The sequence below is a fragment of the Kitasatospora sp. NPDC088160 genome, assembly GCF_044741445.1.
In the GTDB taxonomy this organism is placed as follows: domain Bacteria; phylum Actinomycetota; class Actinomycetes; order Streptomycetales; family Streptomycetaceae; genus Kitasatospora.
The window spans coordinates 117,241-131,809 of sequence record NZ_JBIUSS010000012.1 but is presented as its reverse complement, the minus strand read 5'-3'; the positions used below and the strand labels follow the sequence as shown (position 1 = coordinate 131,809).

At 70.7% G+C, this 14,569-nt stretch carries 18 protein-coding genes; 13 read left to right on the top strand and 5 right to left on the bottom strand.

Translation table 11 applies throughout. The annotated features are described in order from the left end of the window. Nucleotides 1–144: 144 nt before the first annotated feature. From ACIOGZ_RS20415 to ACIOGZ_RS20385, 7 genes are all read left to right on the top strand, one after another. Complete coding sequence (locus ACIOGZ_RS20415; protein WP_363620046.1) at nucleotides 145–1,440, top strand: DUF445 domain-containing protein; 1,296 nt, start codon at nucleotides 145–147, stop codon at nucleotides 1,438–1,440. Nucleotides 1,441–1,555: 115 nt separating this feature from the next. Beyond that, nucleotides 1,556–2,572: an adenosine deaminase gene (locus tag ACIOGZ_RS20410; RefSeq protein ID WP_363620169.1), complete on the top strand. Its 1,017-nt coding sequence runs from the start codon at nucleotides 1,556–1,558 to the stop codon at nucleotides 2,570–2,572. 156 nt (nucleotides 2,573–2,728) lie between these two features. Continuing rightward, nucleotides 2,729–3,304: a YlcI/YnfO family protein gene (locus ACIOGZ_RS20405; protein WP_400986658.1), complete on the top strand. Its 576-nt coding sequence runs from the start codon at nucleotides 2,729–2,731 to the stop codon at nucleotides 3,302–3,304. Between the two features lie 159 nt (nucleotides 3,305–3,463). After that, nucleotides 3,464–4,300 carry a DUF4097 family beta strand repeat-containing protein gene (locus ACIOGZ_RS20400; protein ID WP_350881231.1) on the top strand — a complete coding sequence of 279 codons (837 nt, stop codon included), beginning with the start codon at nucleotides 3,464–3,466 and terminating at the stop codon, nucleotides 4,298–4,300. Continuing rightward, nucleotides 4,300–5,226 carry an ATP-binding cassette domain-containing protein gene (locus ACIOGZ_RS20395; RefSeq protein ID WP_400986657.1) on the top strand — a complete coding sequence of 309 codons (927 nt, stop codon included), beginning with the start codon at nucleotides 4,300–4,302 and terminating at the stop codon, nucleotides 5,224–5,226. The genes ACIOGZ_RS20400 and ACIOGZ_RS20395 overlap by 1 nt, the downstream gene beginning before the upstream one ends. Next, nucleotides 5,223–5,993, top strand: a complete 771-nt coding sequence (locus tag ACIOGZ_RS20390) for an ABC transporter permease (protein WP_063349237.1) — start codon at nucleotides 5,223–5,225, stop codon at nucleotides 5,991–5,993. Before ACIOGZ_RS20395 ends, ACIOGZ_RS20390 begins: the two co-directional genes overlap by 4 nt. 209 nt (nucleotides 5,994–6,202) lie before the next feature. Then, the gene (locus ACIOGZ_RS20385; RefSeq protein ID WP_400986655.1) at nucleotides 6,203–6,796 is read left to right on the top strand and encodes a hypothetical protein; all 594 of its coding nucleotides are present in this window, start codon (nucleotides 6,203–6,205) and stop codon (nucleotides 6,794–6,796) included. Between the two features lie 98 nt (nucleotides 6,797–6,894). Here ACIOGZ_RS20385 and ACIOGZ_RS20380 read toward each other — a convergent pair whose 3' ends face one another. From ACIOGZ_RS20380 to ACIOGZ_RS20360, 5 genes are all read right to left on the bottom strand, one after another. Continuing rightward, nucleotides 6,895–7,299: a hypothetical protein gene (locus ACIOGZ_RS20380; protein ID WP_400986653.1), complete on the bottom strand. Its 405-nt coding sequence runs from the start codon at nucleotides 7,297–7,299 to the stop codon at nucleotides 6,895–6,897. Nucleotides 7,300–7,573: 274 nt separating this feature from the next. Beyond that, a complete protein-coding gene (locus tag ACIOGZ_RS20375; protein ID WP_400986651.1) occupies nucleotides 7,574–7,759 on the bottom strand; it encodes a DUF397 domain-containing protein in 186 nt (61 codons plus the stop codon). Nucleotides 7,760–7,772: 13 nt separating this feature from the next. After that, a complete protein-coding gene (locus ACIOGZ_RS20370; RefSeq protein WP_400986649.1) occupies nucleotides 7,773–7,970 on the bottom strand; it encodes a hypothetical protein in 198 nt (65 codons plus the stop codon). A 26-nt stretch (nucleotides 7,971–7,996) separates the two neighbouring features. Continuing rightward, nucleotides 7,997–8,182 (bottom strand): DUF397 domain-containing protein, encoded by a 186-nt coding sequence (locus tag ACIOGZ_RS20365; protein ID WP_400986647.1) that lies wholly within the window; start codon nucleotides 8,180–8,182, stop codon nucleotides 7,997–7,999. A gap of 3 nt (nucleotides 8,183–8,185) precedes the next feature. After that, nucleotides 8,186–9,037 carry a helix-turn-helix domain-containing protein gene (locus ACIOGZ_RS20360; RefSeq protein WP_400986646.1) on the bottom strand — a complete coding sequence of 284 codons (852 nt, stop codon included), beginning with the start codon at nucleotides 9,035–9,037 and terminating at the stop codon, nucleotides 8,186–8,188. Between the two features lie 180 nt (nucleotides 9,038–9,217). Here ACIOGZ_RS20360 and ACIOGZ_RS20355 point away from each other — a divergent pair, with 180 nt between their 5' ends. The 6 genes from ACIOGZ_RS20355 to ACIOGZ_RS20330 all read left to right on the top strand — a co-directional run bounded on the left by ACIOGZ_RS20355 (nucleotide 9,218) and on the right by ACIOGZ_RS20330 (nucleotide 14,555). After that, nucleotides 9,218–9,580, top strand: a complete 363-nt coding sequence (locus ACIOGZ_RS20355) for an ATP-binding protein (protein WP_400986644.1) — start codon at nucleotides 9,218–9,220, stop codon at nucleotides 9,578–9,580. Then, nucleotides 9,577–9,834 (top strand): hypothetical protein, encoded by a 258-nt coding sequence (locus ACIOGZ_RS20350; protein ID WP_400331555.1) that lies wholly within the window; start codon nucleotides 9,577–9,579, stop codon nucleotides 9,832–9,834. Before ACIOGZ_RS20355 ends, ACIOGZ_RS20350 begins: the two co-directional genes overlap by 4 nt. A 178-nt stretch (nucleotides 9,835–10,012) precedes the next feature. Next, a complete protein-coding gene (locus ACIOGZ_RS20345; protein WP_400986642.1) occupies nucleotides 10,013–10,861 on the top strand; it encodes a helix-turn-helix domain-containing protein in 849 nt (282 codons plus the stop codon). A 254-nt stretch (nucleotides 10,862–11,115) separates the two neighbouring features. Further along, nucleotides 11,116–12,246 (top strand): methyltransferase domain-containing protein, encoded by a 1,131-nt coding sequence (locus ACIOGZ_RS20340; RefSeq protein ID WP_400986640.1) that lies wholly within the window; start codon nucleotides 11,116–11,118, stop codon nucleotides 12,244–12,246. Nucleotides 12,247–12,423: 177 nt separating this feature from the next. Then, a complete protein-coding gene (locus ACIOGZ_RS20335; protein WP_400810268.1) occupies nucleotides 12,424–13,587 on the top strand; it encodes a PQQ-binding-like beta-propeller repeat protein in 1,164 nt (387 codons plus the stop codon). A gap of 137 nt (nucleotides 13,588–13,724) precedes the next feature. Beyond that, the gene (locus ACIOGZ_RS20330; RefSeq protein WP_363583700.1) at nucleotides 13,725–14,555 is read left to right on the top strand and encodes a putative adhesin; all 831 of its coding nucleotides are present in this window, start codon (nucleotides 13,725–13,727) and stop codon (nucleotides 14,553–14,555) included. The last annotated feature ends 14 nt before the right edge of the window (nucleotides 14,556–14,569 follow it).

The following is a 14,569-nucleotide window of genomic DNA, read 5'->3' as shown; positions in this document are numbered from 1 at the left end:
CGGGCACGGTGGACCGCACACGGTGTGAGGGGGCGGGTACGGGGCGTGCGCCCAGCTGCGCGCGAGGCGTGCCCGGGCGCGCAACCAGGCGCGTGATCGCGGGGCGCGCCCTCGCCCGCGCCGGGCAGCGGGCAGACTGGCGGGGTGAGTGACGAAGCCTTCAGCGGTACGGGCCCCGGGGTCCGGTTCACCGCCGCCGACGAGCAGAAGAGACATGGCGTCCGCCGGATGAAGACCATCGCGACCGGCCTGCTGGCCTTCGCGAGCCTGGTCTTCGCCCTCGCCACCTGGGCCAAGGCGGCCGGCGCCGGCGCCTGGGCCGGGTACGTGGCGGCGGCCGCCGAGGCGGGCATGGTCGGCGCGCTGGCCGACTGGTTCGCGGTGACGGCGCTGTTCCGCCGCCCGTTCGGCCTGCCGATCCCGCACACCGCGATCATCCCGACCAAGAAGGACGCCTTCGGGCGCTCGCTCGGCGACTTCGTCGGCGACAACTTCCTCTCCGGCCACGTGGTGCGCGGGCGCCTCGCGGCGCTGGGCATCGCCCGGCGGCTGGGGGAGTGGCTGGCCGCGCCGGGCAGCGCCGAGCGGGTCACCAAGGAGGCCTCGGCGGCGCTGCGCGGGGTGCTCGCGGTGCTCCGGGACGACGACGTGCAGGCGGTCGTCGCCGAGGCGGTGACCAGGCGTGCGGCGGCCACCTCGGTGGCCGAGCCGATGGGCCGGATGCTGGGCAAGGTGGTCGCGGACGGCGGGCACCACGGCGTGGTCGACCTGGTGGCCGTCCGGGCGCACGGCTGGCTGACCGCCAACCACGAGGAGGTGGTCCAGCGGGTCACCCAGAAGACCCCGGGCTGGACGCCCAAGTTCCTCGACCACCAGGTCGGCGAGCGGGTCTACAAGGAGCTGATGCGGTTCGTCACCGACATCCGGGACGACCCGGACCACCCGGCCCGCGGTGCCATCGACAACTTCCTCGCCGACTTCGCGACCGAACTGCAGACCGACCCGGAGACCATCGCCCGGGTGGAGCGGGCCAAGGTGGAACTGCTGGCCCGGCCCGAGGTGCAGGACCTGATCGCCTCCACCTGGGCGGCCGTCCGCACCCTGGTGGTGAACGCGGCCGGAGACGAGGACAGCGAACTGCGCCGGCGCATCCGCGAGGGCGTGGGCAGCTTCGGTGCACGCCTGGCCACCGACGCCAAGCTCCAGGCCAAGGTGGACGGCTGGCTCCAGGACGCCGCCCAGTACCTGGTCGACACCTACCGCGCCGAGATCACCTCGCTGATCTCCGAGACGGTGGCGGGCTGGGACGCCGACGACGCCTCCCGCAAGATCGAGGCCAACGTGGGCCGCGACCTGCAGTTCATCCGGATCAACGGCACCGTGGTCGGCGCCATGGCCGGGCTGCTCATCCACACCGTCGCGACCGCCCTCGGAGGCTGACCCCGGGGCGGCCTATCCTTGCCAGCACCTGTCGGTACGCGCGTAGAGGAAGTAGGGAACCACCGTGGTCCAGCCGGACGGAAGTCGGATCGGAAACCCCAGTGGCCAGGGGGGCATCGAGGCGTTCATCGCCGGGATGCCCAAGGCGGAGCTGCACGTCCACCACGTGGGTTCGGCCTCGCCGCGCGTCGTCGCCGAGCTGGCGGCCCGCCACCGCGGCCGGTCGAAGGTGCCGGTCGACCCGGCGGCGCTCGCCGAGTACTTCACCTTCACCGACTTCGCGCACTTCATCGACGTCTACCTGAGCGTCGTGGACCTGATCCGCGACGCCGAGGACGTCCGCGCGCTCACCTACGGCGTGGCCGAGGACATGGCGCGCCAGAACATCCGGTACGCCGAACTGACCATCACCCCGTACTCCTCGGTCAAGCGGGGCATCCCGGACGTCGCCTTCATGGAGGCGATCGAGGACGCCCGGCTGCGCGCCGAGAAGGAGCTCGGGGTCGTACTGCGCTGGTGCTTCGACATCCCCGGCGAGGCCGGTCTGGAGGCCGCCGAGGAGACCGCCCGACTCGCCGTCGACCTGGCCCCCGAGGGCCTGGTCAGCTTCGGCCTCGGCGGCCCGGAGATCGGTGTGCCGCGCCCGCAGTTCAAGCCCTACTTCGACCGGGCGCGGGCGGCCGGCCTGCGCAGCGTCCCGCACGCGGGCGAGACCACCGGGCCGGAGACGGTCTGGGACGCGATCCGGGTGCTCGGCGCCGAGCGCATCGGGCACGGCACGCAGTCGGTGAAGGACCCGGCGCTGCTGGACCACCTGGGTGAGCACCGGATCCCGCTGGAGGTCTGCCCGACCTCCAACATCGCCACCCGGGCGGTGGAGCGGATCGAGGAGCACCCGATCAAGCGGATGGTGGACGCCGGGCTGCTGGTCACGATCAACAGCGACGACCCGCCGATGTTCGGCACCGACCTCAACACCGAGTACGCCGTCGCGGCGCGGCTGCTGGGCCTGGACGAGTCCGGGGTGGCGGCGCTGGCGCGCAACGCGGTCGAGGCGTCCTTCCTGGACGTGGCGGGCAAGGCGCGGCTGGCCGGCGAGATCGACGCGTACCTGGCGGGCTGGAAGGCCTGATTCCCGGCGTCCGCCCTGGTGGACGCCCCGTGAGCCCCGTGAACCGCCCCGCCGGCACCTGCCGGCGGGGCGGTTCTCTGTTCCCGCCCGGAGGTGGTGCCAAAGTGGCGCCACTAATGGCTCGACATGGCACCACTGCTGTGCCATGCTGAAGCCATGGACCTCACGCCGTACGTCGAAAACCTTCGGAACGAGCTCGCGGTGGCCGCGGGCACGGGCGGGGACGAAGCCCGTGCGCTGGCCGAGCGGCTGACGCTGCCGCTGGATTCGGCCGTGCGGCTCACCCTGCTCAACGCGCTCTCGGCCGCGATGGGCGAAGTGACCCGCGAGCTCGCCCCCGGCTCGGTGGACGTGCGGCTGCGCGGGCTCGATCCCGAGTTCGTCGTCACCGTACCGCCCGGCGCCGACACCTTCCACGGCGATGCGCCGCCCGTGGTGCCACCGATGGCGCCGATGGTGGCGTCGGTGGCGCCAGTGGCGCCGCCCGTGGTGCCGGAGTCGGACGAGACGGGCACGGCCCGGATCAACCTGCGCCTGCCCGCCCACCTCAAGGCCCGGGCTGAGGAGGCCGCCGGGCAGGAGGGCCTCTCCCTCAACGCCTGGCTGGTCCGGGCCGTCGCCGGCGCGCTGGAGGCCGGCGAGCCGGCCGCCCGCCCGGCCGCCGCACCGGCCCCCCAGCCCGCGGTCCGCCCGCGCCGCGGCGGCCAGGGCTTCACCGGCTGGGTCCACTGACGCTTCCGCCCGCTCTACCCGCTCCATCCGTTCCGCCCGCTCGACCCGCTCCGCCTGCTAGACCCGCTCCATCCGCTCCATCCGCGCTCCATCCGCAACGACGTCACCCCCGCTCCGACCAGCGGGAACACCCATCAGAGTCAAGAGGACGGGACAGCCATGCCTACGTACGAGACCGACGGACCGATCTCCGCCACCCTCGAATTCGAGATCGGCTCGGTGCGGATCAGCGCGAGCAAGCGCACCGACACCGTGGTCGAGGTCAAGCCCGCCAACCCCGCCGAGGAGGCGGACGTCAAGGCCGCCCAGCAGACCCAGGTCGACTACGCCGGCGGCCGGTTCACCCTCAAGGGCCCGAAGAAGCGCTCGCCGTTCGGCCGGATCGGCTCGATCGACATCCTGATCGAGCTGCCGGCGGGCTCGGAGATCAACGCCGACGCCCCGATGGCCACCTTCGTCGCCGAGGGCCCGCTCGGCGACTGCCGGCTGAAGACCTCGCTCGGCCGGATCCAGGTCGAGCAGGCCGCGAGCGCGCGGCTCAAGACCGACCACGGGGAGGTCCGGGTCGACTCGGTCGACGGGGACGCGGAGGTCTCCGGGCTCGGCCGGGTCGCGGTCGGCACGGTCGGGGGCGCGCTGACGGTCAAGAACAGCAACGGCGACACGGAGGTCCGCGAGGTCCACGGGGCGCTCAAGGCCAGCTCCTCCTTCGGCCGGATCGAGGTCGGCACCGCCCACGCCGGGGTGGACGCCAAGACGGCGCACGGCCCGATCCGGATCGGCCGGGTGGTGCGCGGCCAGGTCACCATGCAGACCTCCCTGGGGGACTTGGAGGTCGGCATCGCGGAGGGCACGGCGGCCTGGCTCGACGTGCACAGCAAGGTCGGCACCGTGCGCAACGCCCTCGGCGCGGCGCAGGGCCCGGGCGACGCCCGGGAGACCGTCGAGGTCCGCGGCCGCACCCAGCTCGGCGACGTCGTGATCCGGAGGGCGTGATGGCGGCGATCTCGGCAGTCGGACTGACCAAGTCCTACGGCGACAAGGCCGTGCTGAAAGGCATCGACCTGGAGATCCCGGCGGGCAGCGTGTTCGCTCTGCTCGGGCCGAACGGCGCCGGCAAGACCACCACCGTGCAGATCCTCTCCACCCTGGTCCCGGCCGACGGCGGGGTGGCCCGGGTGGCCGGGCACGACGTGGTCGAGCAGGCCTCCGGGGTGCGGGCGGCGATCGGTGTCACCGGCCAGTTCTCGGCGGTGGACAACCTGCTCACCGCCGAGGAGAACCTGCTGCTGATGGCGGACCTCAACCACCTCCCCCGTCGGGAGGGGCGGAGGCGGGCCGAGGATCTGCTGCGGCGGTTCGACCTCACGGAGGCGGCGCGCAAGCCGGTCGTCACCTTCTCCGGCGGTATGCGGCGCAAGCTCGACCTGGCGATGACGCTGGTCGGCGATCCGCGGGTGATCTTCCTCGACGAGCCGACCACCGGGCTGGACCCGCGCAGCCGGCGGACGATGTGGGAGATCATCCGGGGGCTGGTCGCCGACCACGGGGTGACGATCTTTCTCACCACCCAGTACCTGGAGGAGGCCGACGAACTCGCCGATCGGATCGCCGTCCTGGACGGTGGGCGGATCGTCGCCGAGGGCACGGCGGACGAGCTGAAGCGGATCGTCCCCGGCGGGCGGATCCGGCTCCAGTTCGCGGACGCCGCCCAACTGGGGGCTGCCGCCGGGCTGTTCGACTACGCGGCGGTCGACACCGAGGCGCTGCGGCTGGACATCCCGGGGGACAACTCCGTGGTCACCGTGAAGGCGGTGCTGGACGCGCTCGACAACGCCTCGGTCCAGGCCGAGTCGCTGGTCGTGGAGACGGCCGATCTGGACGACGTGTTCCTCACTCTGACCGGGGAGGGCGCCCGATGAGCGCTTCGGTGAGCTACGCGGTCAGTGACTCGCTGACCATGCTGCGGCGCAACCTCAAGCACGCGCTGAGGTACCCGTCGCTGACCTTCGCGGTCGTGATCATGCCGGTGATGATGCTGCTGCTGTTCAACTACGCCTACGGCGGCGCGCTCGGCGCGGGCATCGGCGGCGGCAGCTACATCGACTACGTGACGCCCGGAATCCTGCTGATGGCGGCCGCCTCGGGGTCGCTGGTCACGGCGATCGGGGTCTGCGTCGACATGACGGAAGGCATCGTCAACCGCTTCCGCACGATGGCGATCTCACGCTCGGCCTTCCTGGCCGGGCACGTGGTCGGCAGCGTGATACAGACCATGCTCGGCCTGGTCCTGGTGGTCGGCGCGGCGCTCGCGATGGGCTTCCGGCCCAACGCCGGGCTGGTGGAATGGCTGGCGGCCGTCGGACTGCTGCTGTTCGTCACTGTCGCGCTGACCTGGATATCGGCGGGCATCGGGTTGGTCGCCAAGACGGTGGAGAGCGCCAGCAACCTGCCGATGCCGATACAGTTCCTGCCCTTCATCGGCAGCGCGATCGTCCCGCCCGACTCGATGCCGACCGCCCTGCGGTGGTTCGCCGAGTACCAGCCGTTCACGCCGATCATCGAGACCCTGCGGGGGCTGCTGATGGGCACCCCGATCGGCAACAGCGCCTGGAGCGCGCTGGCGTGGTGCACCGGGCTGACGCTGATCGGCTACTTCTGGTCGAGGAGCGTCTTCTACCGGCGGTGACGGGGGTGCGGCCGGTAGCGGGAGGCCCGGGAGGACAGCGATGTCCGCCCGGGCCTCCCGGCGTCGTGGCCGGTCCTGAGTCTTGGCCGGTACCGAGTCGCGGCCGGTGGTGGTGGACGCCCAGGGCCTGGGCCGGAGCCGATCGGAGCCCCAACCGCCGGACATCCGGTAGTAAAGTCCGGGCAAAGGCTCACCCTGGGGAGGGGCGCATGACGGCGGCACGTCGCAAGCGGATCGTGTGGTGGCTCAGAGGTGTGGCGCTGGCGGCGTTCCTGGTCTATCTGCCGGGCTATCAGGCCTCGTTCTCAGGCGGGCTGGTGGAGGTCGAGCGCTGGCTCAACCATCCGCTGCCGCTGCTCGGCGCCACCGTCGTGCTGGCCGTGGTCTCGCTGGTGATCCAGTTCGAGTTCCGCACCTGGTGGTCGCAGGTCGGCTGCGCGGCCGCCCTGGTGTCGCTCGTCTTCCTCGCTGGGGTGGCCGTGCTCCTGTCGTTGCTGCTCGACCGCGACGGGCAGCCCGTCAGCCGGAAGAGCCACCCGGAGCACCCGGACCGCGTGCTGACCGTGACCGACGTCGCCTTCTCGATCGACCCGATCTACCGGGTCGAGCTGTTGACCGGCAGCGGTTGGTCCGCCCGCCACTGGGAACTGGGCGAATGGGACATCCGTGGCGGCGAGTTCGGCAGGATCGACTGGTCCGGGCCGGACCGGATCGCTGTGACCGGGGTGAAGGGGACCGAGACCGCGGTGTTCACCCTCGACCCGGACGGCCGGCCGATCAGGCAGGGTCTGACGCCCCGGTAGGCCGGGAGACCGGGAGGCCGGTAGAGCTGGGGGGCGGTAGAGCTGGGGGGCGGCAGGCCCTCGCGCGGCGGGGAGGCCGTGCGAGGGCCCGGGCCGGGTTACCAGGTGTCGATGCCCATCTTCTTGGCCGCGTCGTGGACGGCCTTGTAGTGGGCGTGCGACATGCCGGACTGCTTGTCCTTCTCGGGCAGGTTCTTGTCCGCCGCGCGGAACTCGTCGCGGGCCTCGGCGAGCAGGCTCGTGCCGTAGGAGACGGGGACGTCCTTGACACCGTGGGACGGGTGGGTCTTCTCGGCCGTCTTGCTGCCCGCCTTGATCAGGATGTCGCGGGCCTTGTTGAAGTCGTCGGCCTTGACCGTCTTCGGGTTGCTGAGCTGGGCCTGCACCCGGGCCGTCGGCTGGGCCGGCGCGGTGTCTGCGGCCATGGCGGGAGCGGCAGCGGCGGCGCCGAGGGCGCCGGCGGCGGCGACTGCCACGAGGGCGTTCCGGAGGGTCCTGTTCATGGATATCGATCCCTTCGCAATGTCTAAGCATCAGTGCCCGCAACGGACTTGGAGTCCGTGGGAGTGCGAACTCCTCGGCACTACCCCGGCCCTCGTCGGCGGCAAACCGGCGTCGGTTCGGGGGTGGTTGGGGAGCGGCAGGATCAGGCCGTCTTGTGAATATGGGGTTATCGGACGGCTGGGTCAGCAGGGGCGAAAGAGTCTCAAGGGGACGGCCAGGACCGGGTGTGCGGAGGGCGGGCCGTTCGTCGAACGGCCCGCCCGATGCGGTGGGTCAGACGTCGAACTCGCCGGCGCGGATGGCGGAGACGAGGTCGCGCCATTCGGTGACATCGAGTTGGGCGATCGCGTCGGGCCGGAGGCTGCTGCGGACATAGACGGCGTCGGAGGTGACGGCCACCTCCGGGCAGCTCGCGGCGTCGCCGCAAGACTCAGGACGCTGCCAGGTCAGATCCTTCATTGTGCTGGCCTTCCTAGGTTCGGGCCTGCCGGTCGAAATTGCCGGCGCGGATGGCGGAGAGGAGGTTGGGCCATTCGTCGGTGGTGAGTTGGGCGATGGCGTCGGGCCGGAGGTTGCTGCGGACATAGATGGCATCGGAGGTAACGGCCACCTCGGGACAGTTGTTGCCGTCTCCACGAGCCGTGGGGCGTTTCCAGATCAGGTCTTTCATCGTGCGGATCGCCTCTGTTCGGCGCGCTACAGGTCAAGCTCTCCGGAGCGGATGGCGGAGACGAGGTCGCGCCATTCGGTGGGGGTGAGTTGGGCGATGGCGTCGGGTAGAAGAGTGCTGCGGATGTATACGACATCGGGACCTATGGCCACCTCGGGGCAGGAGTTGCCGTCTGCGCAGGCCTTGGGGCGCTTCCAGTGGAGGGTCTTCATGGCTTAGATCTCTTTCTTGATAAGCCTGATGGCATCACGAGACTGGCTCTCGGTGAGAGACCGCTCGGCCATCGTGTCAATGATGTGGCGGTAGTTCTTCAAGTGCTTCTGCTCATGTAGGAACGCCGGGCCGCCTACTGCGTCGAGCTGGACGGTGTCCAAGCGGGGAACTGGCCCCTTCGCGTAGAAGATGCCTTGGCCCGCACCAATGAACCCATTGGTGCTGAAGGTGATCACTCGAAGTGCCACGTGGGGAAGTTCCGAGTACTCAAGCAGCTTGTCCAGCTGATTCTTTGCGGCATCGCGGCCACCGAACAGCATGCGCAGGGCGGCTTCGTGAACCAGCGCCGAGTACGGTTGAGCACCTTCGCTCATCAGTAGTGCCGAGCGCTGAAGTCGGTGCTCGACACGTGCTTCGAGGAGCCGAGGCGGAAGCGTCGGGTAGACGTCTTTGAAGATCGCTCTCCCGTACTCCTCTGTCTGCATAGCGCCGGGAATGTGCGAGATCTGATAGGTGAGCATTCCCCTGGCGAAGTACTCCATCTCGGCGATGTTGAGGAAGCCAGGCGGCACGGACCCTCGGTAGTCCTCCCACCAACCCTTGTGGCGTTCCTCGGCCATGGCCGCGAGCGCTTCCACGAAGGCGCGATCGCTCTCCTCATAGTCGCAAGCGAGCATGCGTACCCGCTCGGCGCTGATCGGGTACTGCCCCTTCTCGATCTGAGTGATCTTCGGTCGGGCGAATCCGAACAACGCGGCGGCTTCGGCAGTTGTGCGGCCCGCGCAGTCGCGCATCTTCCGCAGCTCGGTGCCTACTCGTTCCTGCCTGGCTGACGGGGTGGTTCGTGGTGGCATGCCCTCAAGCATCCATCGCGATCCCGGGAAGGGTCCAGCAATCCATCGATCGAGTGAAGGTTGGGGTAGAAGTACCCGGACATGTACCACCGATGCCCTACAGTCGGTGACGCACCGATCACCGAGATGGGCGTCATTGTCCCGCTCGGCATTTCCCCTTCACCTCTCCGGGAGATCCCTGTGCGTAACCTCAACTCCCCCTCCCTCACCCTCGCTCGCGACACCCTCCGCGACGGCATGACCCGCGTCGGCTGGTCGCCCTCCGCCATCGCGGACGCCGAGCTCGCCCTCGTCGAACTGATCGTCAACGCCTGGCGTCACGGCGAGACGACCTCCCCCGTCGTCCTCATCCACTTCCTCTCCAACACCCTCCGCGTCACCGTCGCGGACCGCTCCTCCACCCTCCCCGAGCAGCGAACGCCGTGCCCGCTCGCCGAGTCCGGCCGGGGCCTCCAGCTGGTCGCCGGCCTCACCCACCGCTGGGGCGTCGACCCCCTGAAGCTGGGCAAAATCGTTTGGTTCGAGCTGGACGGTGTCGCGTGATCGCCCACCACCCCATCCACCCGGCCGATCCGGCGCTGCGCCACCTCACGGCCCGCCAGATCACCGGACTCATCGTCGAACTCCGGATCGAGGGCCGCGAATTCGGGCTCCTCTGGCCCTCCGCCCAGCCCGGCGAGACCAACCTCGACGGCCGCGCCCTCGTCTCCCTCGGCAACATCCCGGCCAGCACCCTCATCAACCTCCTCGCCCTCCTCCGCGAGTACAAGCGCGAGCGGGACCGCCGCCGATGCTAGGCCTCCTGACCTTCAACCTCCTGGCCTCCCTCCTCGGCGCCCTCTGTGAAACCCGCGCCCGTCACCTCCAGGGCCGCGAGGACACCCGCGCAGTGCTTTCCTCATGCCAAGCCTGCGATGCCGCAAGGCACTTCGCGGTTCCGATGTGCGAGTTCAGTCGGCAGGTAGCCTCCGGGTGGTGAGTACCGATTTTCAGCAGGCCCGGCTGTCCCTCGGTGTTCGGCTACGGGAGTTGCGCACCGAGGCGGGCGTGAACGGCCGCGACCTCGCCGGACGACTGGGCTGGTCGGCGTCGAAGATTTCGAAGCTGGAGAACGGCAAGCAGACGGCCACTCCCGCGGATCTTCAGGCGTGGGCCGAAGCGTTGGGGCGTCCGGAGGCCGCTGTCGATTTGAAAGGCAGGCTGCAAGGCCTGGAGTCCCGCTATCGGGGATGGAAGCGGGTGCTGGCCGGCGGGCACCGGGTGCGCGAGGAAGCCGGAGTCAGGCACGGCCGGGGGACGGCGGTGACCATCGGCTACGAACCTGCCATCATCCCGGACATTTTCCAGATCGCCGAATACGCCCGCCACGTCCTGACTCACGCAACCGATCTGGATGACGGGCCACGTGACATCGAGGAAGGAGTATGTGCCCGGCTGAAGCGTCAGGAGTCCCTCTACCAGCGAGGGAAGCGCTTCCGCTTCATCATGTCCGAGGCCGCACTGTACGTGCAGATCTGTTCGCCTGACATCCTGGCTGCTCAACTCGACCGGCTGGGCGGCCTGCTGGGGCTCGACACGGTTGAGTTGGGGATCGTTCCGCTCGGGGCTCCGGTGGCAGTCATTCCCAAGCACGGTTTCTGGATCTACGACGACAGGCTCGCGATCGTCGAGACGTGGAACGCCGAGCTGCGGCTCGACGAACCCGCCGACATCGCGCTGTACCGGAAGGTCTGGGGAAAGCTGCACGAAGCTGCGGTGTACGGCCCTACGGCACACCGGCTGATCGCCCGCGCGCGCTCGACGCTGGCACTGGCAGCCACCTGAGAAACCTGCGGAAGCCTCGCCGCGCACAGGAGAAATGCGGAGAAATGCGGCTCACGCCAGCTTGGTTGGGCCTCTACCGTGCTGGACAGGACCTTGCCGGCACCCGAATGACCGGCACCGATCGAGAGGAGCCGGAATGGGCGAGCACGGAGACGGCAAGGGTGGCGAGGACGGGGACAAGAAGCAGTCCCCGAAGGAGTCCGACGGTCAGTGGACCAAGCCCGTGAAGCCGCCGAAGAAGTGAGCGCCAACTGATGGACGACTACGCACAGTTGCTGACCCGGCTGGAATCGGCGGGGGCGCTGGGCGAGGGGTGGCGGGGCGCGTTCGAGCGTGCCCCGCGCTCTTCCTTCGTGCCGGACTCCGTCTGGGCGCCGGACGGCGACAGCCCGACCGGCTACGGCCGGATCACCCGGGCCGACCACCCGGACACCTGGTGGGCGCTGGTGAACGCCGACGAGGTGGTGGTCACCCAGATCGATGACGGCCTCGATACCGGGCCGGGCATCGCCACCTCCTCGGCCTCCATGCCGTCCCTCGTCGCGAGGATGCTCCGGCATCTGGACGTGGTCGACGGGAACACCGTGCTCGACATCGGCACCGGCACCGGATGGACGAGCGCGCTCCTCTCCGCCAGGCTCGGCGACGCCCACGTGACCACCGTCGAGGTCGATCGAGCGGTCGCTGCCGCAGCGGCCCGACGACTCGCCGCAGCAGGCTTCCACCCCAGTTGCTCGACCGGCGACGGCCTCGAAGGCCAGCCCCTCCGGGCGCCTTACGATCGCATCCATTCCACGGCGGCGGTTCGCCGACTGCCGCGTGCCTGGCTCGCACAGACCCGCCCCGGCGGCGTGATCGTCACCCCCTGGGGCACGCCCTACGCCAACGCGGGACTCCTGCGCGTGGTGGTCGGTGCCCCGGGGGCGCCCTCCCACGGCAGGTTCGTGGACAACGTGAGCTTCATGTGGGTTCGCAGCCAGCGCCCCCACCCGGTGGCCGAACCGACCGACCGGCCGATCCACCGGGGCTCGTCGCCGATCGACCCGGAGCTGGCGCTGGAGAACGTGGACGTGGCGTTCGCCATCGGCCTCCGGGTGCCCGGCGTTCGGTATCAACACACCTGGGACGACACGGACCCCGGCGGCACCTATCGCATGCGACTCTCCGACGGCGCCGGCTCCTGGGCGTCCGTCCGCCACCACGACTGGGGCGCCGCCGACGCAGTCCAGCAGGCCGGGCCCCGCCGCCTGTGGGACGAGATCGTCCGCGCCCGCCGACGATGGCTCGCCGACGGCGAACCGGACCTCACCCGCTTCGGCGTGACGATGACGCCGACCGGCGAACAGCACGTGTGGCTCGACGAGCCCGGCAACCTGATCGGATGACCCAGCCGCGAACCCCCAGGCACCTGACCTGAGCCCCCGCGCAGGAAGTCGGCCCGGCCGACTTCCTGCGCACGACCTTCAGAATCCCGGCCGCATCCTGGCCGCCCTTGTCGGCGCCTTCTGGGAAGCTCGCCCGCGCGGTGGAACCGGCGGCAGGCGCAGACGGTCACCTTCGGTGTGACCTCGAACGAATCGCAGACCGATCCCGTCCGCCCCCACGTCAGCCGTAGGCGCATGCTGCTGGGCGTCGCCGGCGTGGCGGCGGCCGCCGCCACCGTGGGGGGCGTCGGCTGGTGGGCGCGGCGGGACGCCGACACCGGCCACCGCGTCTGGAGCAGGACCGGTACCGGCAGCCGGGTCGCCCTGTCGGCCACCCCGCAGCCCGACCTCTACGTCGCGGACTTCGACGGCACGGTCAGGGCCCTCGACGTGCGGACCGGCACCCCGCGCTGGAGTGCCGAGGTCGCCTCGCGCAACCCCGCCGACAGTAACTTCGGCTGGCCGATCGCCGCAGGTGACGGACTGGTCTGCGTGACCACCGACTCCCACGTCCACGCCCTGGACGCCGCGTCCGGGGCCGTCCGGTGGGCCGTGCCCGCGCCGGTGGGCTACCTGTCCGGATGGACGGACGGCCCCATCGTCGGCGGGGACGTGTTCGCGAGCTACGACGGCCGCGTCCACTCCTACGACGCGGCCACCGGCGAAGCCCGGTGGAGCAGCCCGCTGGAGGCCGCCTGCGTACCGGCGGTCGCGGGCGGCACCGTGTACCTCGCCGCCCCCGCCGGTGGGGTCTCCGCCCTCGACGCGAAGACCTGTGAGCGGCGCTGGGAGCAACCCGCCGTCGGCAAGCTCGTCGACCGGCCCGTGGTCCACGAGGGCGTCCTCTACCTGTCGGCTTCCGCCGGCGCCGCCTCGACCGTCTCGGCCTCGACCGTCTCCGCCCTGGACGCGGCGACCGGTCGGGTGCTCTGGCAGCGTGACGACCTCGGCCACCCCGTTGTCCAGCCCGCCCCGGTCGCCGACGGGACGCTCTGCCTCCTCGACAACGACCGGGTCATCGCCGTCGAGGCGGGTACGGGCCGCAGCCGGTGGACGTCCTCGGTGCCGGACGGCCTGGGCCGGGGCATGAGCACCATGGCCGTCGCCGACGGCCGGGTCTACGTGGCGCTGAACGACGGTCGGCTGCACGCCCTCGACCTCGCCACCGGCCGGCTTCAATGGCAGGACGATCCGGCCAAGTTCGGCACCGAGTACACCGGGCTCTCGCTGACGGCCTTCGGCGGCGTCGCCTACCGCGGCAGCCGGGCCGGCCTCTACGCGGCGGGCATACCGGCGGCCTGACCTCCGCCCGGGGTGTCGCGCCGCCGGGGCACCGCGCGGTGCGCCTTCAGGCAGCGGGCACTGCCCGTAGGGACCTGGCGCCCGGGTCGACGTCACCGATATCCAGGAGAGTGAGCTTTCGAGTCGAGAGGGGGACGATGCACGCCCACGACAGGACCAAGGCTGCCGCCGCCGGCAAGGCCCGCACGCCGGCCCGTACTTCGGAGCCGACGACCAGGAACCCGAACCGGGCGCAGGCCGCCGCCCAGTCGCTGCTCGGTCTCCAGAGCACCCACGGCAACGCGGCCGTCGTGCAGATGCTCCGCGCGACCGGGATCCAGCGCGCGTCCGACCAGAACCGGCCCATGATCAATCACCAGAACCCGGACGACGACTGGGAGGCCGACAACACCGCGCCCGCGCGTACGGACGGTCTCGTCCTCAGCGGTCACGGCGCCTGGGAGGCCGCGAACGGCAGCTTCCGGGTGCCCGCGGGGACGCGGGTGCACTTCTACACGCAGCACGGGATGGTCCTCCCCGACGACCTGGGCGGGCAGGTGGAGAACGGCGCCAACCGGGGCGGCAGCGTGGAACAGGGGCAAGAGCGTGGCGCCGCGCGCACCGTGGTGGGCGGGCGGAGCCTGCAGAACTACACCATCTCCTACCCCAGCGGCCTCACCATCCGGGGAAACCCGGCGATCGCCAGCCCGGTTGGCGGCGGGTACGACGTCGAACTCGATCCGGGGACGCCGGCCGCAACCGTCATCAACGTCGCCACGCTGATCGACCCCCAACTCGCGGGCCGCTCGATCGTCTTCGACGGCGACGTGCTGCTGAGCGACATCCTGCGGCCCGGCATGGGCGACGTGCACTTCGCGGCCTGCCGCTTCGTCGAGACCAACAGGCCCGGGACGCGGAACCAGGGCCGTCCTCAGAACCACAACTACGCCGGCGACCCCGGCGAGGCCGGCGGTCTCTACAACCCCTGACCCGCCCGGCCTCC